Origin of the sequence: Streptomyces sp. LN549, from assembly GCF_043203805.1 — a bacterium.
In the GTDB taxonomy this organism is placed as follows: domain Bacteria; phylum Actinomycetota; class Actinomycetes; order Streptomycetales; family Streptomycetaceae; genus Streptomyces.
In genome coordinates this window covers 7251609-7274997 of sequence record NZ_JAZHRI010000002.1, presented here as the reverse complement: position 1 = coordinate 7274997, position 23389 = coordinate 7251609, and the positions used below count along the sequence as shown (strand labels likewise).

At 70.5% G+C, this 23389-nt stretch carries 23 protein-coding genes; 11 read left to right on the top strand and 12 right to left on the bottom strand.

The features are described from left to right. Positions 1-311: 311 nt before the first annotated feature. The gene (locus tag SH922_RS32525; protein WP_393062128.1) at positions 312-812 is read left to right on the top strand and encodes a DUF5949 family protein; all 501 of its coding nucleotides are present in this window, start codon (positions 312-314) and stop codon (positions 810-812) included. 127 nt (positions 813-939) lie between these two features. On the opposite strand, the gene SH922_RS32520 is transcribed toward SH922_RS32525, so the two are convergent. The 6 genes from SH922_RS32520 to SH922_RS32495 form a co-directional block, all read right to left on the bottom strand. Beyond that, the gene (locus tag SH922_RS32520; protein WP_393062127.1) at positions 940-1350 is read right to left on the bottom strand and encodes a rodlin; all 411 of its coding nucleotides are present in this window, start codon (positions 1348-1350) and stop codon (positions 940-942) included. 131 nt (positions 1351-1481) lie between these two features. Continuing rightward, positions 1482-1673 (bottom strand): hypothetical protein, encoded by a 192-nt coding sequence (locus SH922_RS32515; RefSeq protein ID WP_393062126.1) that lies wholly within the window; start codon positions 1671-1673, stop codon positions 1482-1484. Between the two features lie 221 nt (positions 1674-1894). After that, positions 1895-2305 carry a rodlin gene (locus SH922_RS32510; protein WP_393062125.1) on the bottom strand — a complete coding sequence of 137 codons (411 nt, stop codon included), beginning with the start codon at positions 2303-2305 and terminating at the stop codon, positions 1895-1897. 190 nt (positions 2306-2495) lie between these two features. After that, positions 2496-2786, bottom strand: a complete 291-nt coding sequence (locus SH922_RS32505; protein WP_393062124.1) for a hypothetical protein — start codon at positions 2784-2786, stop codon at positions 2496-2498. 442 nt (positions 2787-3228) lie between these two features. Next, positions 3229-3462 carry a chaplin gene (locus SH922_RS32500; protein WP_393062123.1) on the bottom strand — a complete coding sequence of 78 codons (234 nt, stop codon included), beginning with the start codon at positions 3460-3462 and terminating at the stop codon, positions 3229-3231. 287 nt (positions 3463-3749) lie between these two features. Next, positions 3750-4151, bottom strand: a complete 402-nt coding sequence (locus SH922_RS32495) for a rodlin (protein ID WP_393062122.1) — start codon at positions 4149-4151, stop codon at positions 3750-3752. A gap of 362 nt (positions 4152-4513) precedes the next feature. Here SH922_RS32495 and SH922_RS32490 point away from each other — a divergent pair, with 362 nt between their 5' ends. Further along, positions 4514-5383 carry a chaplin family protein gene (locus tag SH922_RS32490; protein WP_393062121.1) on the top strand — a complete coding sequence of 290 codons (870 nt, stop codon included), beginning with the start codon at positions 4514-4516 and terminating at the stop codon, positions 5381-5383. An 89-nt stretch (positions 5384-5472) separates the two neighbouring features. Here SH922_RS32490 and SH922_RS32485 read toward each other — a convergent pair whose 3' ends face one another. The 5 genes from SH922_RS32485 to SH922_RS32465 form a co-directional block, all read right to left on the bottom strand. Next, a complete protein-coding gene (locus SH922_RS32485) occupies positions 5473-6408 on the bottom strand; it encodes a dihydrodipicolinate synthase family protein (protein WP_393062120.1) in 936 nt (311 codons plus the stop codon). Beyond that, positions 6405-7412 (bottom strand): oligopeptide/dipeptide ABC transporter ATP-binding protein, encoded by a 1008-nt coding sequence (locus SH922_RS32480; protein ID WP_393062119.1) that lies wholly within the window; start codon positions 7410-7412, stop codon positions 6405-6407. Before SH922_RS32480 ends, SH922_RS32485 begins: the two co-directional genes overlap by 4 nt. Continuing rightward, positions 7409-9382, bottom strand: a complete 1974-nt coding sequence (locus SH922_RS32475) for a dipeptide/oligopeptide/nickel ABC transporter permease/ATP-binding protein (protein WP_393062118.1) — start codon at positions 9380-9382, stop codon at positions 7409-7411. The genes SH922_RS32480 and SH922_RS32475 overlap by 4 nt, the downstream gene beginning before the upstream one ends. A gap of 1 nt (position 9383) precedes the next feature. Further along, complete coding sequence (locus SH922_RS32470) at positions 9384-10334, bottom strand: ABC transporter permease (RefSeq protein WP_393062117.1); 951 nt, start codon at positions 10332-10334, stop codon at positions 9384-9386. Between the two features lie 222 nt (positions 10335-10556). Further along, positions 10557-12152 carry an ABC transporter substrate-binding protein gene (locus SH922_RS32465; RefSeq protein ID WP_393062116.1) on the bottom strand — a complete coding sequence of 532 codons (1596 nt, stop codon included), beginning with the start codon at positions 12150-12152 and terminating at the stop codon, positions 10557-10559. A 169-nt stretch (positions 12153-12321) separates the two neighbouring features. On the opposite strand from SH922_RS32465, the gene SH922_RS32460 reads away from it, so the two are divergent. The 5 genes from SH922_RS32460 (at position 12322) to SH922_RS32440 (ending at position 18340) form a co-directional block, all read left to right on the top strand. After that, positions 12322-13041 carry a FadR/GntR family transcriptional regulator gene (locus SH922_RS32460; protein ID WP_393062115.1) on the top strand — a complete coding sequence of 240 codons (720 nt, stop codon included), beginning with the start codon at positions 12322-12324 and terminating at the stop codon, positions 13039-13041. 174 nt (positions 13042-13215) lie between these two features. Then, positions 13216-14217, top strand: a complete 1002-nt coding sequence (locus SH922_RS32455; protein ID WP_393062114.1) for an acetylxylan esterase — start codon at positions 13216-13218, stop codon at positions 14215-14217. 30 nt (positions 14218-14247) lie between these two features. After that, entirely contained in the window at positions 14248-15531 is a 1284-nt protein-coding gene (locus SH922_RS32450) for a GDSL-type esterase/lipase family protein (protein ID WP_393062113.1), read from the top strand. Between the two features lie 70 nt (positions 15532-15601). Then, complete coding sequence (locus tag SH922_RS32445) at positions 15602-17041, top strand: exo-alpha-sialidase (RefSeq protein ID WP_393062112.1); 1440 nt, start codon at positions 15602-15604, stop codon at positions 17039-17041. Positions 17042-17215: 174 nt separating this feature from the next. Then, positions 17216-18340, top strand: a complete 1125-nt coding sequence (locus tag SH922_RS32440; protein ID WP_393062111.1) for an FAD-dependent monooxygenase — start codon at positions 17216-17218, stop codon at positions 18338-18340. A gap of 42 nt (positions 18341-18382) precedes the next feature. On the opposite strand, the gene SH922_RS32435 is transcribed toward SH922_RS32440, so the two are convergent. After that, positions 18383-19078, bottom strand: a complete 696-nt coding sequence (locus tag SH922_RS32435) for a FadR/GntR family transcriptional regulator (RefSeq protein WP_393062110.1) — start codon at positions 19076-19078, stop codon at positions 18383-18385. 150 nt (positions 19079-19228) lie between these two features. Between SH922_RS32435 and SH922_RS32430 the strand changes: the two genes are divergently transcribed. The 4 genes from SH922_RS32430 to SH922_RS32415 all read left to right on the top strand — a co-directional run bounded on the left by SH922_RS32430 (position 19229) and on the right by SH922_RS32415 (position 23352). Next, positions 19229-20188: a dihydrodipicolinate synthase family protein gene (locus SH922_RS32430; RefSeq protein WP_393062109.1), complete on the top strand. Its 960-nt coding sequence runs from the start codon at positions 19229-19231 to the stop codon at positions 20186-20188. Beyond that, the gene (locus SH922_RS32425) at positions 20185-21150 is read left to right on the top strand and encodes an ROK family protein (protein WP_393062108.1); all 966 of its coding nucleotides are present in this window, start codon (positions 20185-20187) and stop codon (positions 21148-21150) included. Before SH922_RS32430 ends, SH922_RS32425 begins: the two co-directional genes overlap by 4 nt. Then, entirely contained in the window at positions 21147-21827 is a 681-nt protein-coding gene (locus SH922_RS32420; protein ID WP_393062107.1) for an N-acetylmannosamine-6-phosphate 2-epimerase, read from the top strand. Before SH922_RS32425 ends, SH922_RS32420 begins: the two co-directional genes overlap by 4 nt. 64 nt (positions 21828-21891) lie before the next feature. Then, the gene (locus SH922_RS32415) at positions 21892-23352 is read left to right on the top strand and encodes a sialate:H+ symport family MFS transporter (protein WP_393062106.1); all 1461 of its coding nucleotides are present in this window, start codon (positions 21892-21894) and stop codon (positions 23350-23352) included. Positions 23353-23389: the final 37 nt, after the last annotated feature.

The window sequence follows — 23389 nt, the reverse complement described above, 5'->3', positions numbered from 1 at the left end:
CGGTCAGCCGGCGGCCACGGGGGTGGGAACGATGCTCTTCGGCTTGTGGGCAGCGCCCATCGCAGCGACAGTCATCAATGTCCTCACCTCCGGTCTCACGCACGGTCCGGGACCAACGGTCTTCTCCGTCGTCCGTAACGCTGCACACGATAGCCCGCGGCGGCCGGGCGGCGTCAACAGATTAATCACGGGCCTCCGTTCCGGCCGGAACGGAGGCGGTTCAGGTGCCGCGGCCGGAATATCACATGCTCTCCCTCGATCGGGTGATACGCATGGAGATCGACCGGTCGCGGACGGTTAGGGTGCCGGACATGACCTCCCCCCAGACAGCCACCGGCACGTTCACCCAGGCCCAGTTGGGCACGCTCACCCTGATCGGCTGGAGCGGCGAGCACCCCCACGGCGGCCATGACGTCGCGTTCCTGCTCGCCTATTCGCTGGGCGACGGCTCGGAAGGGCCGGCCGTCGGCGAGGCCGCCATGCGCATCGCCCTGGGTCGCTGCGGACTCCGGGCCGGGGGCGCCCCGGTGCGCGCCGACGAGACTCCGGGCCTCCCGGTCAAGCTCCTCGTCCAGGCGGGCCAGGCCGTACTGACGCTGCCTCACTTCACCGCCCAGTACCCCGTACCGCCCCAGTGGCTGGCGGCCGCCTCCGAACAGGGCGAGGTACACGCGATGTTCGCCACCCGCCCGTGGCCGCAGGGAGCCCCCGGGCTCCCGGTCGGCGAGGAGGAGCTGCGCTCCTTCGCGGGGGACCCGGAGGTCATCGCGACCTCCGCGCACTGCGTCCTTCCGGTGCGCAGCCTGCGCTGACCGCCCGCGGCACGCACGATGCCCACCGCCCCCTGCGGGGTGGTGGGCATCTCTGTGCTCAGGTGTCTCACCCACACACCGCGGGCGGCCCGAAAGGATTCGGGCCGCCCGCGGTGTGTGTCAGGACTCAGTTGTTACCGAGGCCGTTCCCGGAGGCGACCGGGATGTCGTCCACCAGGTGCGAGAGGGCCTCGTCACCCTTGGCCTGGGTGGAGTTGTCGGCGCACTGCTGGTTCTGCGGCGAGTGCAGAACGTTGATGTCCTGGACCGCGACGGGCACGAGGATGCCCACGAGCGCACCTGCGTTGGCCTTGAGCGGCAGGCCGACGCATGCCTTGTTCAGCGAGCCCTGGACGAGCTCGACCTGCGGGCTTTCGTCACCCCGGGTCGCGCTGTTGCCGAACGAGTCCACGGCACCGTTGCCGTTGACCGACGTGGTGCCCGCGTCGTTGCCGATCGCCATGGCCGAGGGGGCCGCGGCGGCCGCCAGGCCGACCAGGGACACGGCCACTGCCGCGCCGGCCATCATCTTCTTCATCACGCTTCACCTTTCGGAGCGTTCCGTTCTGGAACGTACTGATCAACCCCTCACGGAGGCTTCGGTTCCGCTAGTCCACTCAAATGGGTCCGATCCGGCGTAAGTTTGACAATCAGGCGTCAACCCCCGTATCACTCACCGGAAATGCGCGCCCCGGGGACGAGGCCGGCGGCGTCGGGCGGTCCGGGCTCAGCGGCATCCGGCGATGCCGCCTCGCCGCGGGCCGCCGCCTGCCACTCGGCGAGAAGGCGGTCGTAGATCGGTGTGCCGTCCTGCGGGTACCGGCGCGGGTCCCGCCGTCGTTGACTGCCGTACTGGTCCATGAGTAGCCCCTACCCGGTACGACGGGAAGCCCCTGCCCCCACTACGGCAACCGGCCCAGCGGACCCGCCCTTTCGGGGGAGCGTGTGGCAACGCCCCGGCACACGAAGTGGGGCCGACACACGTCCGGGCGGCCGGACATCCGGCTGCCACGGGACGGGTCGGCCCCACGCGTGATGCGGGAAACGCAAGCGCCTCCGAAGCTGCGGGCGCTCCGGAACGACTAGTTGTTGGCGAGGCCGTTGCCGGACAGGACCGGAATGTCGTCCAGGATGTGCGACAGGGCCTCGTCGCCCTTGGCCTGGGTGGAGTTCTCGGTGCACTGCTGGTTCTGCGGGGAGGACAGGACGTTGACGTCCTGGACCGCGACCGGGATGGCACCGAGCAGGGAACCGACATTGGCCTTGGCCGGCAGGGCGATGCAGGGCTTGTTGAGCGAGCCCTGGATCAGCGCGAACTGCGGGCTCCAGTCACCGTGGGTGGCGGAGTTGCCGTACGACTGCACGGCGCCGTTGCCGTTGACCGACGTGGTGCCCTGGTCGTTGCCGATCGCCATGGCCTGCGGTGCGACCGCGGCGGAGACACCGACGATCGAAGCAGCGACGGCTGCCGAAGCCATAATCTTCTTGATCATGAAATAGCCCTTCTGGGGTTCTCTGTTGCCCGCCTGTCCGGAGCGACCTGATCAACTCGCGGTGACGGGAATGGTTGTGGCGCTTCACTCGAACGGTGTTTCCGCGATCCGTACGGTTACGGAATGCGCGGCACCGGAGAAATACGCATGCCTCGGGGAGAGGGCGGGAACGGCCGTCGTGCGGGACGGGTCAGCCGCCGATCGGCAGGCCGCCCATGAGCGGGGCGGCACCCTTGGCCGCACCGGTGGCCTGACCGGCGACCTTGGTGACGGTGCCGTCCTCCTGCAGGGCATCGGCGGCGTCACCGACGGTGCCGACGACCGGGTCGACAGCCTGCGGGGCCGCTGCCACCACCTGGTTGACGCCGCCGTCGAGGCTGAAGCTGGGGGCCGTGGCGGTGGTAACGGCGAAGGCGGGAGCAGCCGTTCCGAGAGCAACCACGGAACCGGCAACGAACGCAGCTGTCTTCGCGTACTTCACTTTCGGGTTCCCTTCTGCAGCGGCATCCGTTTCGGTCGCGTCCCCGCGCCGCACCAGCCTTCTTTAGCTGTGACTTCTGCCGCTTTCTCCCTGGGTAACGATCCGATTGCGGCTGGGCAACTGGGCCGTTCCCTTTTTCTCGGAACCCCTTTCCCGTGACTTCGGCAGATTGCATGACTAATCACCGATTCGGGAACGTGCGGGACACCGGACACGATTCGGTGGTGCACTGTCGGTACTCCGTCCCGCGCGCCCGCCCGGATGTCCGCCCCCAGCCGCCGGCGCACCGCGCCCCGGGCCGGCGGAATGTCTTCGGCCGTTCCGTCGCATCGAGGAGGGCTGCGAACTCCCGGGACGGAGCGCAGAAAAGAGGAAAGCCCCGGATCGCATCAGATGCGATCCGGGGCAGACCGGCCATCAGGCCGGCCTCAGCCCAGGAGTGTCAGCCGTTGTAGCACGCGCTGCCGAAGGCGGGGTTGAGCAGACCGATGACGTCGATGCTGTCACCACAGGCCTCGACCGGAATGTGGACCGGAACCTCGACGACATTGCCGGACAGGACGCCCGGGGAGTAAGCGGCAAGACCGTCGGTGCCGGAGTCGGCGAAGGCCGGGGCGGCGGCACCCATAGCCATGAGGGTTCCGGCGGCGATTGCGGCAATCTTGGTGTACTTCACTTTCAACCCTTTCTTCGACGGAGTCCGGAGCGGCCACGACTTTCGTGCCGCACGAGCGCGGTCCTGATCACTCGTAACTCCGCCGCTGCCATTCGTAACGATTCTGGACGGTCAGCGAAACTCTTCGACGGGGAGATTCCCCGGAGTCCCCCCGAATGACCCATTTCCGATTACACGACGTCACCGTCGCCATCATCGGAGTACTTCGATGGCGGGCCCGAAAAGGGCAGCAGCAGGCCCGGGCCGCTCGGGCGAGGAATGCCGACGACCCGGGCCCCTCAACTGGATCAGCTGTTGCCGGCTCCGTTGCCGGAGAGGACCGGAATGCCGTCCAGGATGTGCGACAGCGGCTCGTCGCCCTTGGCCTGGGTGGAGTTCTCGGTGCACTGCTGGTTCTGCGGGGAGGACAGGACGTTGACGTCCTGGACCGCGACCGGGATGAGGCCGATGAGCGAACCGACGTTGGCCTTGGCCGGCAGGCCGATGCAGGGCTTGTTGAGCGAGCCCTCGACGAGGCCGAACTGCGGGCTCTCGTCGCCGTAGGTCTCGGCGTTGCCGAACGACTGCGAAGCCTCGTTGCCGTTGACCGACGTCGTGCCGCCGCTGTCACCGATCGCCATGGCCTGCGTCGCGCCGAGACCGAGGATGGAGGCGGCAACGGCACCCGTAGCCAGGACCTTCTTGATCACGATGAACCCTTCTCGTACTGGACGCCCCGAACCCGGAGCGCACTGCCCAACTCACCGCCTGACGTTTGGTTATCTCCATTCACCCGAATGCCGGGACCTGGCGGACATCAGTACGAAAGGGACCGGAGCGCATGTCGCGAAGCCGAAGGGCGAACGCATATACGTAGCCCGTCCGGGTGGTCACAGGATTTCCATAGGAATCACGTTTCCCTTTCGCTCTGCCGTCGTTATGGGTTTCGTCAAGCTCGCCCGACGGGACGCCCACCCAGCAGGACTGGCAGGCCCGACGGTTGCTGGACCGCCTGATGAATGAACTGCGGGTCGATATCACCCGCGCGAAATGTCCTAAGAAAGGGCAACCCATGCGAAATACCTTGAGCAAAAGTGTGCTCGTCATGGCGGCGGCGTCAGGCATTCTGACCGCCTCCGGCGGCTACGCATTTGCCGACTCCAATGCCGATGGCGCCGCGTTCGGTTCGCCCGGTGTGGGTTCGGGCAACGCCGTACAGGTACCGGTGCATATCCCGGTCGAACTGTGCGGCGACACGGTCAACGTGATCGGTGCGCTGAACCCCGCGTTCGGTAGCGAGTGCGAGAACGAGGACGGCGGCTCCGAAGCCGGCGACGCCCAAGGTGCCGACGCCGACGGCTTCGCCGCCAACTCCCCCGGCGTACTGTCGGGCAACCTGATCCAGGCGCCGGTCGACGTCCCGGTCGAGGTCTGTGGCAACACGGTCGACGTGGTGGGTGCCCTGAACCCCGCCTTCGGCAGCGATTGCGAGAACGAGTCGGACGGTGTCGACACCCCGAGGCCCCCGCACCCCCACAAGCCCCCGAAGCCGCACAAGCCGCCGACGCACCACCACGACCACGGTCACGACTGCGCCTGCCAGCCCGGCCACCACCACCCGCCGAAGCCGCACAAGCCCCCGACGCACCACCACGACCACAACTGCCCGCCCAGCCACCACCACAAGCCGCCCACGCACAACCCCCCGACCCACAACCCGCCCACGCACAACCCGCCCACGCACAACCCGCCGACCCACACGTGGCACCCGCACAACCCGCCGACCCACACCTGGCACCACACGCCGCCCAAGCACCACAAGCCGCCGCAGATGGCGCACACCGGTGCCAACGACAACCTGGGCATCGCGGGTGGCGCCAGCGCCGCCCTCGTGCTCGGTGGCGGCCTGCTGATGCGTCGCAGCCGCGCCTCGCAGAAGTGACGTAGCCCCGCACACGAAAAGGTCCGGCCGGACAGCACGAAGCTGTCCGGCCGGACCTTTTCACGTCCGGCTGCCGTTTCCGGCGGCCGTCAGGCCAGGGAGAGTCCCGCGCGGTCGAGGCACTCGGCGATCGTCGCCGTCTCCGCGGCGTCCAGCCGGCGCATCGGCGGGCTCATCACGTTGGTGGTGATGAGCCCGCGCAGCATCAGCGCGGTCTTGAACGCGCCGAGTCCGGCCGCCGTGGCGGACGCGGTGCCGGGACGGGCGGCGCGGATGATGTCGAAGAGCGCGACGAGACGGTCCTGTTCGGCCTTCGCCGCCGCCCAGTCGCCGCGGACCGCGGCGTGGTGGAGACGGACGTAGCCGTGCGGGTCGACGTTGCCGAGCCCCGGGACCGAGCCGTCGGCGCCGCCGAGCATCATCGCGTCGACGACCAGCTCATGACCGGTGAGGACGGAGAAGTCCGGCAGGTCACGGGCGCCGATGACGAGCCGTCGGAACGAGCCGTCGTCGCCGCTGGAGTCCTTCACCCCGGCCAGCACCCCGTCGGCCGCCAGCGGCAGCAGCAGTTCCGGGTCCAGCTTGCTGTGTACGCAGACCGGCACGTCGTACGCCAGGAGCGGCAGGTCGACGGCGGCGGCCACGTCCCTGAAGTGCCGGTCGATCTCCAGGTCGTGGGTGCGGGTGTAGAACGGCGCGGTGACGACGACGGCGTCCGCACCGAGTGCGGCGGCGCGCCGCGCACGCTCGATCGCCCGGTTGGTCGTGGTCTCGATGGCGCCGACGAGGACCGGCACCTGGCCGGCGGCCGCCGAGGTGATGACCTCGATGACCTCGTCCTGCTGGCCGGGCGTCAGATAGGCGGTCTCGCCGGAGCTGCCGAGGGCGAAGAGCCCGCTGACACCGCCGTCGAGGAGATGCCCCACGACCCGCTCCAGGGAAGGGCGGTCGAGCTCGCCGTCCGCGGTGAGCGGGGTGACGACGGGCGGGATCACTCCCGAATAGCGGGGGGCTCGGGCGGTCATGCGGTGCTCCTTGCGGACGGTACGGGGTTCGGGTCCCCGGAGGGGGACACGGGGGTCTGGGGGTGAACGCAGTGCCAGCGGTGTTCGCCGGACCCGAAGGTCTCCGCCGGGAAGACCATGGAGCACTCGTCGTCGGCCTTCCAGCAACGGGTGCTGAACGGACAGCCGGGCGGCGGGTTGGTGGCGGAGGGCACCGGGCCGGTGAGCACGATGCGTTCCGTCGTCTCCAGCAGGCTGGGTGTCGCGGAGAGCAGGGCCTCGGTGTACGGGTGCGAGGGGGCGCCCGCGACGTCCGCCGCGCGGCCCTCCTCGACGATGCGGCCGAGGTAGAGGACGGCGATGCGGTCGGCGAGGTAGCGCACGGTCTGGATGTCGTGCGAGATGAACACCATGCCCAGGCCGAGGCGTTCGCGCAGGTCGACGAGGAGGTTGAGGACCTGGGCACGGACCGAGACGTCGAGCGCGGAGGTGGGTTCGTCGGCGACGATCAGTTCCGGTTCGAGCGCCAGGGCGCGGGCGATGGCGACACGCTGGCGCTGGCCTCCGGAGAGCTGCCCGGGCAGTGCCGCCAGGGTGTGGCCGGGCAGGCCGACCAGGTCGAGGAGTTCCTCGACGCGGGCCTCACGCTCCTCGCGGCTGCCGCGACGGTGTACGTCGAGCGGGTCGCGCAGGATCCGGCGGACCGTGAGCCGGGGGTTGAGCGCGGTGGAGGGGTCCTGGAAGACGACGCCGACGGCGGAGCCGAAGTCATTGCGGCGCTCGGCGCCCGGCATCGCCCACAGGTCGCGCCCGTGGAAGAGGACCTCGCCCTCGGTGGGCTTCTGCAGTCCGGTCAGTACCCGGGCGAGCGTGGACTTTCCGCAGCCGGACTCGCCGACCAGCCCGACGATCTCGCCGCGCCTGACCTCCAGGGTGGCGTCGGTCAGCGCGTGGACGGCGTCGCGGCTGAAGAGGCCTCCGCTGCGTGCCTTGTGGCGTACGTGGACGCCGTTGAGCCTGATCACAGGGCGCTCCCTTCCAGCTTCTTCGCGGCGGCCTCGGCCGGGTGGTGGCAGGCGAAGCCGTGGTCCTTCGTGGCGCAACGCCCGGTGAGTGCGGGGGTGGTGGTGCGGCAGAGGTCGGTCGCCGCACCGCAGCGGCCGGCGAAGCGGCATCCCGCGCCGAAGCCCTGGGGTGCGGGGACGACGCCGCGGATCTGGTGGAGCCGTTCGGCGCCGGCTTCCAGGGAGACGACGGAGCCGAGGAGACCGCGGCTGTAGTGGTGGGCGGGGTCGGTGAGGACCGACCGGGTGTCGCCGACCTCGGCGAGCCGTCCCGCGTACATCACGGCGACCCGGTGGGAGAGGTCGCCGACCAGGGCGAGGTCGTGCGAGACCAGCACCATGGCGAAGCCGAGCTCGTCGCGGAGCCGGATGAGGAGCTCGACGACCTGGGCCTGGACGGTGACGTCGAGGGCGGTGGTCGGCTCGTCCGCGATCAGGAGGCGGGGGCTGCGGGACAGGGCCATGGCGATGAGAACGCGCTGGCGCTGGCCGCCGGAGAGCTCGTGCGGGTAGCTGCGCAGGGTGCGCTCGGGCGAGAGGCCTACGAGCTCCAGGAGCTCGGCGGGGGTCTTCGTGCCGCCGCGCGAGGTCAGCTGCCTCAGCTGGGTGCCGACGAGCACGGAGGGGTTGAGGGAGGAGAGCGCGTCCTGGTAGACCATCGCGATCTCGGGGCCCATCAGGGCGCGGCGCTCCTTGGGCGGGAGCTTCAGCAGGTCCCGGCCGCGGTAGAGGATCTCGCCGCTGACCTCGGCGTTGCGGGCGAGGAGACCCATGACGGCGAGGCTGGTGATGGACTTGCCGCAGCCGGACTCGCCGACCAGGCCGAGGGTCTCGCCCTCGTGGACGGTGAAGTTCAGCTTGTCGACGACGGGGATCTCGCCGTAGCGGTCCGGGAAGCGGATCGCCAGGTCGCGCACGACGAGGAGTTCGTCGGCGTCCGCGCGAACCGGTGTGAGGGTGGGCTCGGTGGCGTTGATGTGCCGGGCGAGCTTGGTCAGGGCGGCGTCGATGTCGACGGTGGCGGCCGCCTCGACCGGGTCCGGTGCGGTGGTGGCGGTGGCGTCGACGGCTGCGCGGGCGCTCTTGGGCGCGGCGGAGGCGTCGGTGAGGCCTTCGGAGAGGATGTTGAGCGCGAGGACCGTGATCAGGAGGGCCAGGCCGGGGAAGAAGGTGGCCCACCAGCCGCCCGCCAGGAGGATCTGGCGGCCGTAGGCGAGCACGCTGCCCCAGCTGGGGTCGGGGTCCTGCACACCGGCGCCGATGAAGGAGAGGCTGGCCTCGAAGATGATGGCCTCGGCGACCATGACGGTCGCGAAGACCATGACCGGGGCCATGCAGTTGACGGCGACGTGACGGAGCACGATGTAGCCGCGCCGGGCACCGATGACCTTCTCGGCGGCGACGTAGTCCTCGCCGTACTGGGAGAGGACGTTGGCGCGGACCACCCGGGCCAGCGACGGCGTGTACACGAAGGCGATCGTGAAGATGATCACCGGGATGCTGGTGCCGAACACGGCGACGAGGACCGCCGCGAGCGCGATCGGCGGGAACGACATGACGACGTCGAGGGTGCGCATGACGGACTCGTCGCCGAGCTTGCGCGAGGTGGCGGCGAGCGAGCCGAGCAGCGCCCCGGCAACCAGGGCGCAGGCGGTAGCGCCGAGGCCGATGATCAGCGAGTAGCGCGAGCCGTGCACGACGCGGGCGAACACGTCGCGTCCCGCCCGGTCAGTGCCGAACCAGTGCTCGCCGCTCGGGGCCTGGACGGGGTTGCCCGTGGCCAGTGGGTCCTGGGTGAGCAGGGGGGCGAGCACGGCGCCGAGGACGACGACGATCAGGACGCCGAGGGCGACGCGGGAGGTTACCGGGAGGGCGCGGAAGGCGACGCCCGGTCGGGAGAGCTTCTTGGCCAGACGGCCCGTGGCGAACATGTCACACCGTCCTGATGCGCGGATTGACCAGCAGGTAGAGCAGGTCGACGATGACGTTGACCACCAGGAAGGCGATGGCGATGGTCAGTACGGTGCCCTGGACCAGGGCGACGTCGCCTCCGGTGACACCTTCGAGGATGAGCTTGCCCATGCCGGGCAGGTCGAAGATCGCTTCGATGACGACGGCGCCGCTGAGCAGGTAGCCGACCTTGACTCCGAGCACGGTGAGCGGGGTGACGAGCGCGTTGCGCAGCACCGAGCGGATGACCAGGAAGGCCGGCAGGCCGTTGCCCTGGGCGGTACGCACGTAGTCCCGGTCGAGTTCGGTGACCATCGAGGTGCGGATGAGGCGGGCGAGCGACGCGGCGACGGGCACCGCGAGTGACACGGCGGGCAGGATCATCGTCTGCAGCCACCCGCCGAACGAGTCGGCGATGTTGGTGTATCCGCCGGTCGGGAAGATCTGGGTGTTCAGCGCGAACTGCTGGATGAGCAGGACCCCGAGCCAGAAGGACGGAACGGCGACCCCGGCCATGGACAGGACCCGGAAGAGCTGGTCGGGCCAGCGGTCGCGGTACATCGCGCCCAGGACGCCGCCGACGACGGCGAGGACGATGGCGATGATGAGCCCGAGAACGGTCAGCTGGAGGGTGAGCGGGAAGGCGGCGGTGATCCGGTCGACCACGGGCTGGCTCGGCGGGACGGTCATCCCGAGGTCGAAGTGGAGCAGTTGGCCGAGGAAGTCGAAGTAGCGCACGGGCAGCGGGTCGTTGAGCCCGTTGGCCTCGGCGAAGGCTTCCCGGGCCTCAGGAGTGGCGCTCTCCCCGAGCGCGTTGAAGGCCGGGTCGACCGGCGAGAACTGCAGCACCACGAAGACGAGCAACGCGATACCGAGGATCATCACCGGCATCATCGCGACGCGGCGCAGCGCGAGCCGGAGAAAAGCAACCATCGTCGGGTTCCTTGCGGTTGGGCGGTCATCCGGTCCGGGGCGCCGGGGGTGTTAGGTGTTCCGGACCGGGTTGTCCGGGCGCGCGGCGGGCGGCGCCTGTCTGCGGCTCCTCGTCCGGACCGGGCCGGGTCGGCCCGGCCCGGTCCGCACGAGGAGCGCTGGGGGCCGGGCCGTACGGCAGCCTGTGCGGGGACTTCCGTACGGCCCGGCGGGGATCGCCGGTCAGGCGGGGCTGACGTCCAGGAAGGACAGGCCGGTGGTCGGCAGCGGCTTGAAGCCGGTCAGGCCCTTCTCGTTCCAGGCGGTGGGCAGCTTGCGGTGGAGGATCGGGTAGAGCGGTACCTCGTCGGCGACGACGTCGGTGATCTGGCCCCACAGCTGCTTGCGAGTCGGCTCGTCGCCGGCCTGGGCGGCCTTGTCGAGGAGCTGCTTGACCTTCTTGTACTCGGCGGTCTTGGACCAGCCGTAGCGGTTCTCCGGCCAGAAGCCGTAGTAGAACCAGCGCAGCAGCAGGTCCGCGTCGTTACCGAAGACCGAGGGGTCGCCGGGTGCGACGAGGACCTCGAAGTCACCGCTGTCGACCTTGGCGTACTGGGCGGCGGACTGGGCGATGCCGAGGGTGGCCTCGATACCGGCCGCGGCCCAGCTCTCCTTGATCAGCGGGGCGATGTCCTTGACCCAGCCGGTGTCGGTGGTCAGGACGGTGAACTTGAGGTTCTTCACCCCTGCTTCGGCGAGCAGCTTCTTCGCCTTGGCCACGTCGTGCGTGTAGACGGTGGCGGCCTTGTGGTAGTCGGGGTGCGTGGCGGGGACGTAGCCCGTGGCGGCCGTCGCGTCGCCGACCATGGCCGTCTTGATGATCTTCTCGGTGTCCAGCGCGTAGTGCAGGGCCTGACGGACCCGCTTGTCGGCGAACCGCTTGTCGGCGGTGTTGAACATCAGGAACAGCAGCCCGAAGGACTGCACGGACTCGGTCTTCGCCGTGGCGGAGAGCCCCTTCACGTCGATGTACGGGACGTCCTCGATGGCCTGGACGCGGCCGGACTGCATGGCGCTGACGCGGGCCGACTGGTCCGAGATCAGGCGCCAGACCATCTTCTTGGCCTTGGCGGGGTGCGAACCGTTGTACTTGTCGAACCTCTCGAAGACGATCTTGTCTTCGCGGGTCGCCGAGACGAACTTGTACGGCCCTGAGCCGACGGGCTTGGCGTCGAATCCCTTGACGTCCGCCTCGACGATCTTCTTCGGCACGATCCGGGCCACGGCGATGCGGGACGGAAAGAGCGCGAAGGGGTACTTGAGCTTGAACTCGACCGTGCCGGCGTCGACGGCCTTGACGGTGTCGATGAAGGGCACGAACTGCGCCATCAGCGAGGCGTTCTTCGGGTCCAGGATGCGCTCGAAGCTGAACACGACGTCGTCCGCGGTGACGGCCGATCCGTCGTGGAAGGTCGCACCCTTGCGGAGCGAGGCGCGGTAGGTGGTGGCGTTGATCTTCTTCGGCATCTCGGTGGCGAGCGCGGGCCGTGCCACGAGTGTTGCCGGATCGAGATCCACCAGCCCCTCGAAGATGTGCATATTGGCGGCGTACGGGGTCGCACCCGAGGTGATCATCGGGTCGAAGCCGGTCGACAGCGGGTAGGACAGACCGGCCTCGATGAGGTCGCTGCCGCTGCCCTTGCCCGTCGAGCCGTTGGCGGTCGAGGACGGTCCGCCGCAGGCGGAAAGGCCCGCCGTGATGGCGGCCGCGGCACCGACGGCACTGGTGTAACGCAGGAAGGTGCGGCGCTCGACACCGGCTGATCTCAGCTCGGGCACGGGTCCTCCAGGGACTTGAGGTGGGCGTCAGGGGCAGAAAACGGGGGTCTGGCGCAGGTTCACGAGAGACTTCGGGACCTGAAGCATCAGACGTCAGATGTCTGATGCCTTGATAGCGTGGGAACGTAGCTTGACAATCGAGAGGGGTCAAGAGGTGGGGAGTTCACATATGTCCGGAACGAGGCCCGGCCGGCAGCTGCTCCGGCAGGAAGTCGTCGACGGCATCAAGCGGTACATCCTCGAAGAGAGGCTTCGCCCCGGGGACCCGCTGCCCACTGAGCCCGCCCTGTGCGAGGCCCTCGGCGCCAGCCGCTCCAGCGTCCGCGAGGCCGTCAAGATCCTCAACGCGCTGGACATCGTCGAGGTCCGTCACGGGCACGGCACCTACGTCGGCCGGCTGAGCCTTTCCGCACTGGTGGAGAGCCTCACCTTCCGCGGACTGCTCTCGCCCGACGACGACTTCCAGGTGATGTCCGACCTGGTCGACGTGCGCGAGCTCTTCGAGCGCGGGCGGGCCGACCGGATCGTCTCGCTGCTCACCCCGCAGCAGCTGGACACCCTGGACGGCCTGGTGGCCACCATGCGTGCGACCGGGGCCCAGGACGGGCACGGCTTCGTCGCCGCCGACCGCGCCTTCCACGCCCTGCTCGTCGCCCCGCTCGACAACGACCTGATCGGGCAGCTCTCGATGGCGTTCTGGGACGTGTACGCGATCGTCGCGCCGCACCTGGACGGCTTCACGCACGCCGACGAGACCGAGACGATCGCCGCCCACCAGAACATCGTGGACGCCGCCCGGGCCGGCGACATCGCCGGATTCATCAAGGCGCTCGGCGAGCACTACGCCCCCGTCCGCCGCCGGATCTCCGAGGCCCGCGCCCGGCGCTGAGCCGCCCGCCAGGTCCCCCGGGCTGACGAGACCGGCCCGGGGGGACCCTTGACGGCCATCGCAGCAGGTGCCTAGGGTCCATGTGCCGACAGGACATCTGACGTCATCCGTCTGATGACCGGTGCGACACCTCGCACATGGCAGTTCCCGCCGCGCCCCCAGGAGGGCACCTCCATGCCGTTCACGGACCTCTCCCTCGCGGACTGCCGCGACTACCGGCCGACGCTTCCCGTTCCGGCGGACTTCGACGCCTTCTGGTCGCGGACCCTGGACGAGGCCAGGTCCTGCGCGGCGGACAAGCCCGTTCTCACCGCGGTGGAGACCGGGCTCACCCAGGTCCGTACGTACGACGTGACGGTTCCCGGCTTCGCCGGACAGCCGGTGCGTGGCTGGCTGCGGATGCCGGCCGGGACGGACGAACCACTCGGCTGTGTCGTGGAGTTCCTGGGGTACGGCCGCGGCCGGGGACTGGCGCACGAGAACCTGCTGTGGGCGTCGGCCGGTTACGCGCATCTGCTGATGGACACCCGCGGCCAGGGCTGGTCGGCCGGCGGCGGCGACACCTCCGATCCGGACGGCGGCGCGGCCGGAGTCGTACCCGGCTTCCTCACCCGGGGCATCGAAAGCCCCGAAACGTACTACTACCGGCGGCTGTTCACCGACGCGGTGCGCTGCGTCGACGCGGTGCGCAGCCGGCCCGAGATCGATCCGGACCGGATCGTGGTGACCGGGGTCAGCCAGGGCGGCGGGATCGCACTGGCTGTCTCGGGGCTGGTCCCGGAGCTGGCCGGGGTGATGCCGGATGTGCCGTTCCTCTGCAACTTCCGTCGCGGGGCGGAGATTTCGGGCCGCCCGCCCTTCACCGAGATCACCGAATACCTCAAGCTCCACCGCGACCGCACGGAGTCCGTCTTCGCCACGCTGTCGTACTTCGATGCCGCACTGCTCGCCACCCGGGCCACGGCCCCCGCGCTGTTCTCCATCGCGATGATGGATGACATCTGCCCGCCCTCCACCTGCTTCACCGCCTACAACGGCTACGCCGGGCCCAAGGACGTGCGGGTCTACGCGTTCAACGGGCACGAGGGCGGCGCGGAGTACCAGCAGCGGGAACAACTCGCCTGGGTGCGCTCCCTGTTCGCAGGCCTGCCGTCGGGGCAGGCCGGCCACTCCTGACCGGAGGCACCTTCCGTGCGCAGACGATCCATGCTTTTCGCCGCAGGCGCGGCAGCCCTGAGCACCCAGCTCGGCGGCCGCGCCTTCGCCGCCGCTTCGAGCAGCGGCCCGATCCTGGACCACGACACCCCCGTGGACCTGGACGGCAGCGAGTACGTCGACCTGTCGAACCGGGCAGGCGCACTCGCCCCGCTCACCGCGGGGACCATCGTCGTCACCTTCCGCACCACCAGCCACAACGAGGCGATGACGCTGATCAGCGCCTCGGACCCGACCGCCCCCTCCTCCAACATCACGCTCAATCTGAGCGGCGGCGCCCTTCAGTTCTCCGTACGCGAGAAGGGCGCGGTGCTCGTGAATGTCATGACCCGGACACGATATGACGACGGGCTGCGCCACACCGTCGCCGTCACCGTCGACGCCTCGGGCACCAAACTGCACGCCGGCGGGCGCACGGTCTTCGAGACGGCGCAGCACGCCTTCTTCGCGAACGTCTCCAAGCCGGCCGCCCTCGCACTGGGGCGCAACACCGACAGCGACCACCCCGGGGGCGAGTGGTTCTGCACCGGCACCGTCGAACGGGCCGCTGTCTGGGACCGGGTGCTGAGCGAGACCGAACTGGTCGCGCAGAGCCCCCGCCCGGATCTCGCCGACCTGGGCCGCATCTCCACGATCCTCAACAGCAACACCCCGGCCACCTGGGTCATCACCGGTGACAGCATCACGCACGGCGCACTGCACACCAACGGCTGGCGCAGCTACCCGGAGCACTGGACGGAACGGGTCCGCTGGGAGCTGGGCAAGCCGAAGAACCGCGACTTCGTGATCGATTCCGGGGTGAGCGGCGCGACCAGCGCCGAACTCGTCGCGCAGTTCGGCGAGCGGGTCACCGCCTTCGCGCCGGAGGTCGTCTCGATCATGATCGGTACGAACGACATCGCGACGGCCGGACTCGGCCTCGACACCTATCGGGCCAACCTCGTCTCACTCGTCCGCTCGGTGCGTGCCCTGCCCGGCTCCCCCGTACCGGTGCTCCAGTCGCCCAACCCGGTCGATCCGGCGAAGTGGCCGGGCCGGCTGAACCTTGCGCAGTACGCGCAGGTCATGGGCGAGGTCGCGGCGCAGCAGAGTGCCGTCTTCGTCGACCACCACAACGACTGGCTGACCGGCGACGGCGGTCAGGTCCCCCTGTCCCTGCTCAACGACGGGCTCCACCCCAACGAGCGGGGCCATCACCGCATCGTCCTGAAAATGATCAAGGACTTGCGGATCTTCGACGCGAGCAGCCGGGTCTGCTCCCTGCACATCCCGTAGCCCCGGCACTCCTCCCCCCAATCTCCCACCCTTCGAGAAGCACCACCCCTTCCGAGAAGAGAGATCGTCCATGCAGAGAACAGTTCCGGTCGCCCTGCTCGGCGCCGCCCTGCTGGTGGTCGCCACGACCGGCACCGCGCAGGCCGCGTCCCCCGCCCCCGGCACGCTCACCTCCCAGGACCTGACCGTCAACGGAGTGGGCTCCCCCTACTACCGGATCCCGGCCCTGACCACCTCGGTCAAGGGCACCCTGCTGGCTGCGTACGACGCCCGGCCCACCCTCGGCGACCTGCCGTCCAACATCGGCGTCGTGCTGCGGCGCAGCACCGACGGCGGTACGACGTGGCAGGCGCAGCAGGTGGTCCGCAAGGACGCCGCCCCCACCGGCTACGGGGACCCGAGCCTGCTCGTCGACCGGACCACCGGCCGGATCTTCGTGTTCTACGCGGCCGGGGTGAACCAGGGCTTCTTCGGCTCGGCCACCGGCAACGACGAGACCGACCCGAACGTCCTGCAGGCCGACTACAGCTACTCGGACGACGACGGGCTGACCTGGACCCACCGCCGGATCACCAAGCAGATCAAGAACCCGGCCTGGGGCGGCATGTTCGCGGCGTCCGGCGAGGGCATCCAGCTGCGCAACGGGGCGCACAAGGGCCGGCTGATCCAGCAGTACGCCATCCGCGACAACGGAGCCAACTACGCGGTCAGCGCGTACAGCGACGACCATGGCGCGACCTGGAAGACGGGGACCCCGGTCGGCCCCGGCGGCGACGAGAACAAGACCGTGGAGCTGAACGACGGCACGGTCATGCTCAACAACCGCTCGAAGCCGTACCGGACGATCGCGTACTCGACGGACGGCGGGGTCACCTACACCCCGTTCGTCCAGGACACCGAGCTCCCCGACCCGGCGAACAACGCCTCGGTCATGCGGTACGCCCCCGACGCCGCGGCCTCGGACCCGCAGTCCTCCTGGCTGCTGTTCAGCAACACCGAGGACACCGGCTCACGGCGCAACCTCACCGTCAAGATGTCCTGCGACAACGGGAGGACCTGGCCGATCAGGAAGGTCGTCGACGCGGGCGCCGCCGCCTATTCGACGCTGACCCGGCTGCCTGGCGGCAGGCTCGGACTGCTGTACGAGCGGGGCGACTACGAGCACATCACGTACTCCTCGTTCGATCTGAAGTGGCTCGGCGGCACCTGCGCCGACATCACGATCACCCCGCCGGCGACCCTCAAGGCGGGTACGGGCACCGAGGTGACGGTCCGGGTCGTCAACCGGATGGACGTCACCCGCAGCGCGGGCACCGTCGACCTGACCGTGCCGAGCGGCTGGACGGCCACGCGGACCGCGTTCCCCGCGACGCGGCCCGGTGAGGGAGCCAACGTCAAGGTCCCGGTCACCGTGCCCGCGGGCGCGTCGGGTAACGCCACGCTCACCGCCACCTACCGGGCGGACGGGAAGCAGGCCTCGGGCAGCACGACGGTGACCGTCACGCCGTAGCCCGGACGGGGGCCCTGCGTCCAGCCGCCACGGGGCGGTTGGACGCAGGTTGCCGCCACCCCGTTCAATGGGCGTCACGCGCAGTGGTCGGAGCAACCGAAGAGGGCGGTGGCGGAAGTGGCGGGAGCCGGATTACGCATCGGGGTGGTCGGCGGGAGCGTCGCAGGCTGTGCGATGGCGATCGCGGGGGCCAGGGCAGGGGCCGAGGTCACGGTGTACGAGCGCAGCGACGGGGCGCTGGAGGACCGGGGGTTCGGCATCGTCATCCCGCCGCCGCTCCACGCGGAACTGGTCGCGGCCGGCTACCTGGACGCCGGCATGCCGACGACCCCGGTGCCCTCGCGGGTCTGGCTCACCCGGGAACGGGGACAGCACACCGCACGTGAACTGGCGAGGCAGGACGGGCCGGTGACGCCCTGCCACTGGGGACTGCTCTGGCGCACGCTGCGTGCGAACGCCGACGGAGTGACGTACCACCGGGGCCGGCCCGTCACCGAGGTGCTGCGTCATCCGTCGGGCGGCGCCGTGGTCCGTACGGCGGACTCGGAGGAGCGGTACGACATCGTCGTCGGCGCGGACGGCCCGCGGTCCGTCACCCGGGCGGCCGTCGCCCCGGGGGTGCGGCCGGTCCCTGCGGGGTACGTGGTGTGGCGCGGCACGCTCCCGCTCGACGCGCTCGCCGGACACCCGCACCAGCTGGAACTCGTGCGAAGTGCCTGGATCATGCTGGGATTCGGCGGCGGACACGGGGTGTTCTACCTGATCCCGGGCTCCGCCGAGGGGTCCCGGCTGCTTGCCTACGCCATCTACGGTCCCCCTCCCCCGCCGTCCTGGAGCGCCGGGCGCGAGGAGTACGTGCGGCGCGTCGCCGAGGAGCACTTCCCGGCGGACTGGGCCGAGATCGTCGGCCGGGGTGCGCACACCTCCCTGGCCTGCCACGACGTCGCCGACTTCCATGTGCCCCGGGTCGCGGAGCCGCCGTTCCTGCTGGCGGGCGACGCGGCCAGCATCACCCGGCCGCACACCGCGAGCGGTGCGACCAAGGCCCTGCAGGACGCGCTCTGCCTGGAGCGGGTCCTGCGCGCCTCGTCGTCCGCGGCCGAGGCGCTGCGCCGGTACGCGGACGAGCGGTCGGGCGAGGGGGCCCGCCTGGTGGCCCTGGGCCGCAGGCTGGGGCACGCCATGGTCGAACGGACCCCGGACTGGGCGGAGATGGGCCCTGCGGAGGTGGCGGCATGGAGCCGGGCCGCGCTGGACGGCGCCGACAGCTATCTGTACAGCAGCGTCCAGCGGGAGTGATGCCGGCAGCGGTGTCAGTGGCCGGCCGGGCCCGCCGCCCGGTTACGGAACCAGGGACGGTTCCAGGCGGGTGCGGATGCCGTCGAAGTGGGTGCGCATCGCCCGTACCGCGCGCAGCCCGTCGGCCGCCGCGACCGCGTCGACGATCTCGCGGTGCTGGGCGCAGGTGACCGACGGGTCCTGGTGACCGTCGTCGAGGTCCTCGCGCACCCGGTCCATGGCCGCCCAGAACGCGTCGAGCACCTCGCTGAGCAGGTGGTTGTCCAGCGAGGCATAGAGGGCGAGGTGGAACGCCCGGTCGGTGGAACGTGCCACCCGGCCCGTACCGGCCTCCTCCTCCATCTTCGCGACCAGGGCCCGCAGCACCTCGATGTCCTCGTCGGGCACGCCGGCCGCGACGGCCCCGACGAGCCCTGCCTCCAGCGCCTCCCGCACCTTCATCAGCTCGGCGAGTCCCGGCTCGCCCTGACGGTGGCGGACGGCCGCGCGGAAGGCCAGTCCCTCGGCGAACGGTGACAGGGAGAGCGAGCCCACGAAGGTGCCGTAACCCCGGCGGATCTCCACGACATTGACCGCCTGGAGCGATTTGAGGGCCTCGCGCACCGACACCCGGCCGGCCCCGAAGAGCTCCATCAGCTCGGACTCCGTGGGCAGTGCGTCACCCGGCGCGAGCCGTCGCTCCAGAATCAGTTCCTTGATCCAGCGCTCGATGTCCTGAGCCATGGTGGGCCGCGCCACAACATCCTCCTGAGGTGCCGTTGCCCCTTGACCGTTCCCAGGAGCATCTGTTTAAGGTGAGCCAGACATAGGACATCTTACGTCTCACGTCTCGATCCGGGTAGCCACTCAGGCCGCGGATCGGTGTCTCGATCAGCTGGAGCCTTCACCATGTCTCTGACCGCACCGCTGCACGGCGTCGTCCCGCCGGTCTGCACCCCGCTCGACTCCGCCGGGGAGATCGACACCACGTCGCTCGTCCGCCTCGTCGAGCACCTCATCGGCGGGGGCGTGCACGGACTCTTCGCACTCGGGTCCACCAGCGAGGTCGCCTACCTCACCGACGAACAGCGCGCCACGGTCCTGGAGACCGTCGTCAACACGACCGACGGCCGCGTCCCGGTCCTCGCCGGGGTCATCGACACCACGACGGCCCGCGTCGTCGAGCACGCCGAGTCCGCCGCCGCCCTGGGCGCCGACGCGCTGGTCGCGACCGCGCCGTTCTACACCCGCACCCACGCCAAGGAGATCGCCGGGCACTTCCGCCGGCTGCGCGCCGAAGTGGACCTGCCGCTGTTCGCCTACGACATCCCCGTCGCCGTGCACAGCAAGCTGTCCTCCGCGCTGGTCCGCGAGCTCGCGGAGGACGGCACCCTGGCCGGCCTCAAGGACAGCAGCGGCGACGAGGGCGGGCTGCGCCGGCTCATCGTCGAGCTCGGCGGCCGCGAGGGCCGCGCCGACGGCCCGGTGCCGGACTTCAGCATCCTCACCGGCTCCGAGCTGACCGTCGACGCGGCGCTGCTAGCCGGCGCGGACGGCGTCGTCCCCGGCATCGGCAACGTGGACCCGGCCGGCTACGTACGGCTCTACGAGGCCGCGCGCGCCGGTGACTGGACGCTGGCCGCGAGGGAGCAGGAGCGGCTGATCGAGCTGTTCGCCATGGTCGACGTCGGCCCCGAGGCGGACATGGGCCGCAGCTCCTCGGCGCTCGGCTCGTTCAAGTCGGCGCTCCGGCTGCTCGGCATCATCGAATGCGGCGACACCGCGTTTCCGCAGATCCAGCTGTCCGCCGAATCCGTCGCGCTCGTCTCCGGACGGCTGCGCGACGCCGGTCTGCCGCCGGTCCGATGACCGCCTCGGCACAGCCGGCACCGGCCGGGCCGCCAGTCGTCGGTCTCGACCTCGGCGGTACGAAGATCGCCGCCGCACTCCTCGCGGCGGACGGCACGGTCCTGGCCCGGCACAGCAGGCCCACCCCGGCCCGGGAGGGCGCAGCTGCGGTGCTCGACGCACTCGCCGCGGCCGCCGCCGAGGTCGACCCCGGCCACAGCGCCGCAGTGCTCGGCATCGCGGCGGCCGGGGTGATCGACCCCCGTACCGGCATGGTCACCAGCGCCACCGACTCCATCCGCGGCTGGGCGGGCACCCCGCTGGGCGTCGGGCTCGCCAACCGCACCGGATACGCGGTGGCCTGCGACAACGACGTGCGCGCCACCGCCGGGCCGGAGCTGTCCGCCCTGAACGCGGACGGTGAGGGCCACGGCTCGCTGCTCTTCGCCGCCATCGGTACCGGTGTCGGCGGCGCCATCGCCGTCGACGGGCGGATGCTGCACGGCGCCGCCGGCATCGCCGGGCACCTCGGCCACCTGCCCAGCCCCGAGGCGGCGGGCCTGCCCTGCACCTGCGGCGCCACCGGCCACCTGGAGGTCATCGCCTCCGGGCCCGGGATCGCCGCCCACTACGAGCGGCTGACCGGCGCCCCCGTGGACCGGCTGGAGACCGTCGCCGCGCGCGCCGCCGAAGGCGACGCCCATGCCGTCACCGCCATCACCACCGGCGCGGCCGCCGCCGGCCATGTCCTCGGCGGGCTCGCCAACGCGTTCGGCCCCGACCGGGTCGTCGTGGGCGGCGGGGTCCCGCGGATCGGCGCGCTGTACGAGGTCGCCCTGCGGGCCGCCTTCGCCGGGGAGCTGATGGGGCCACTGCGCAGGCTCGTCCCACAGGCTCCGCTGCTCGGCCACGACGCGGCCGTGCTCGGCGCGGCCGCCCTCACCACCACCCTTCCCCTCCACCACCCGGGAGCTCTCCGATGACCGCGCAGGAACTGGCCGCCACCCTCCAGGGCAAGCTGATCGTGTCCTGCCAGGCGCCCCCCGGCGATCCGATGCGGGAGACGTCCACCCTGGTCCGGCTCGCGCTGTCGGCGGTCGCCGGTGGTGGCGCCGCGATCCGCGCCAACGATCCGGAGGTCGTCGCCGCGATCACCGCAGCCGTCGACCTGCCGGTCATCGGCCTGTGGAAGGACGGCGACACCGGGGTGTTCATCACCCCGACCGTCCGGCACGCCCTGGCGGTGGCCGAGGCGGGCGCGGCCGTCGTCGCCGCGGACGCCACCGACCGGCCGCGCCCCGACGGCTCGACGTTCGCCGAGCTCGTCGAGGCCGTACACGCGGCCGGTGCTCTCGTCATGGCCGATGTCTCCACCCTCGCCGAGGGCGTCACGGCGGCCGCGCTCGGGGCGGACTTCGTCTCCACGACCCTGTCCGGCTACGTTCCCGGCACGCCGAAGCAGACGGGCCCCGACCTCGACCTGGTCGCGGCGCTCTCCGCCGCGATCGACGTCCCCGTGGTCGCCGAAGGCCGTATCAACACCCCCGCGGAAGCGGCCGAGGCCCTGGCACGCGGCGCCCACAGCGTCGTCGTCGGCACCGCCATCACCGCTCCCACGGCTCTGACCGCCCGCTTCGTGGCAGGCATCACCCGGCCCTGACCTGTCCCACCACGCGGGACGGCTGTTCAAATGACCGGGCACCGTCCCGCACCCTGGAGTCACCGTGCAGACCTCGACACCCCCCACGCTCCCCTGGTACCGCCAGGTCAGCCGCACGCAGTGGAAGTCGTTCTTCGCCGCCTGGATCGGCTATGTACTCGACGGCTTCGACTTCGTGCTGATCACCCTCGTACTGACCGAGATCAGTGACGAGTTCGGCCTGAGCACGGTGCAGGCGGCCAGCCTGATCTCCGGTGCGTTCATCACCCGCTGGCTCGGCGGCGCCGTACTCGGCGCCATCGGCGACCGCTACGGCCGCAAGCTCTCCATGGTGCTCAGCATCCTGCTGTACTCGGTGGGCACCTTCGCCTGCGGGTTCGCGTGGAACTACACCAGTCTGTTCGCTGCCAGGCTGGCCATCGGCATGGGCATGGCCGGTGAGTACAGCGCCAGCTCCACCTACGTCATGGAGAGCTGGCCCGCCGCTCTGCGCAACCGGGCCAGCGGCTTCCTGATATCCGGCTTCTCGGTCGGCTCGGTGCTGGCCGCCCAGGTCTACAACTGGGTGGTGCCCTCGCTCGGCTGGCGCTGGATGTTCTACCTGGGCCTCATCCCGATCGCCATCGCGCTGTGGATGCGGCGCGCGCTGCCCGAGGCCGAGGAGTGGACGGAGTCGGTAGCGGACAAGGGCGCCAAGCCCAACCCGTTCCGGCCGCTGTTCGAGACCCAGGCCCGGGCCGTCACGAACACGGTGCTCGTCGTCGTCGCCACCGTGTCGCTGTTCCTCGTCTTCACGCCGGGCGGGGCCGGCCTGGTGCCGGTGCTCGCGGTGATCGCCGGGCTCTCGCTCGCCGCGTTCGCCGTCCAGCTGGGCGGGAAGCGCAGCTGGGTGCTTTACCTGTCGATGATCGTGACGCTGTTCTTCGCGTTCCTGTACTCGTGGCCGATCCAGGCGCTGCTGCCCACGTACCTGAAGACGGAGCTGGGCTACACCACGGACCAGGTCACCGACGTGCTGTACTTCGCCGGCTTCGGCACCATGGTCGGCTGCTGGGCCGCGGGCTTCCTCGGCGACCGGATCGGCACGAAGAAGGCGTACGCGCTGACGCTGCTGGCCTCGCTCGCCTTCGTCTACCCGGTCTTCGCGGTGCAGAACAACCTGATGCTGCTCGGCATCCTGCTCTTCCTCCTCCAGGCGACGAGCTTCGGCATCTCCGGGCTGCTCCCCCGCTACATCGGCGGACACTTCCCGACCGCGAGCCGGGGTGCGGCGCTCGGCTTCACGTACAACGTGGGCGCCCTCGGCGGGGCGGTCGCCCCGGTGCTCGGGGCCCATCTCGCCTCCGGGATGGACCTGGGGCAGGCGCTGGCGGTACTGACGTTCGCGGGCACGGTGATCGTGGTGCTGCTGGTCGGCTTCGACGTACCTGCGCGGCTGAACCGGCTGACGGACCCGGACGCCGAGCGCGACCACCTGGCGGTGGCGCCGCCGAACGCCGTCGAACGCGTCCGCGCGGACCGGTGACGTCCGCGGGCTGAGCCGTAAACCGGTGGACGGGGGT

Coding starts and splice junctions, on each gene's coding strand:
- SH922_RS32440 (WP_393062111.1), top strand. CDS start 17,216: ATGGCGATCGCGGGGGCCAGGGCAGGGGCCGAGGTCACGGTGTACGAG.
- SH922_RS32470 (WP_393062117.1), bottom strand. CDS start 10,334: ATGGTTGCTTTTCTCCGGCTCGCGCTGCGCCGCGTCGCGATGATGCCG.
- SH922_RS32490 (WP_393062121.1), top strand. CDS start 4,514: ATGCGAAATACCTTGAGCAAAAGTGTGCTCGTCATGGCGGCGGCGTCA.
- SH922_RS32425 (WP_393062108.1), top strand. CDS start 20,185: ATGACCGCCTCGGCACAGCCGGCACCGGCCGGGCCGCCAGTCGTCGGT.
- SH922_RS32485 (WP_393062120.1), bottom strand. CDS start 6,408: ATGACCGCCCGAGCCCCCCGCTATTCGGGAGTGATCCCGCCCGTCGTC.
- SH922_RS32420 (WP_393062107.1), top strand. CDS start 21,147: ATGACCGCGCAGGAACTGGCCGCCACCCTCCAGGGCAAGCTGATCGTG.
- SH922_RS32525 (WP_393062128.1), top strand. CDS start 312: ATGACCTCCCCCCAGACAGCCACCGGCACGTTCACCCAGGCCCAGTTG.
- SH922_RS32455 (WP_393062114.1), top strand. CDS start 13,216: ATGCCGTTCACGGACCTCTCCCTCGCGGACTGCCGCGACTACCGGCCG.
- SH922_RS32460 (WP_393062115.1), top strand. CDS start 12,322: ATGTCCGGAACGAGGCCCGGCCGGCAGCTGCTCCGGCAGGAAGTCGTC.
- SH922_RS32520 (WP_393062127.1), bottom strand. CDS start 1,350: ATGAAGAAGATGATGGCCGGCGCGGCAGTGGCCGTGTCCCTGGTCGGC.
- SH922_RS32510 (WP_393062125.1), bottom strand. CDS start 2,305: ATGATCAAGAAGATTATGGCTTCGGCAGCCGTCGCTGCTTCGATCGTC.
- SH922_RS32445 (WP_393062112.1), top strand. CDS start 15,602: ATGCAGAGAACAGTTCCGGTCGCCCTGCTCGGCGCCGCCCTGCTGGTG.
- SH922_RS32430 (WP_393062109.1), top strand. CDS start 19,229: ATGTCTCTGACCGCACCGCTGCACGGCGTCGTCCCGCCGGTCTGCACC.
- SH922_RS32450 (WP_393062113.1), top strand. CDS start 14,248: ATGCTTTTCGCCGCAGGCGCGGCAGCCCTGAGCACCCAGCTCGGCGGC.
- SH922_RS32475 (WP_393062118.1), bottom strand. CDS start 9,382: ATGTTCGCCACGGGCCGTCTGGCCAAGAAGCTCTCCCGACCGGGCGTC.
- SH922_RS32515 (WP_393062126.1), bottom strand. CDS start 1,673: ATGGACCAGTACGGCAGTCAACGACGGCGGGACCCGCGCCGGTACCCG.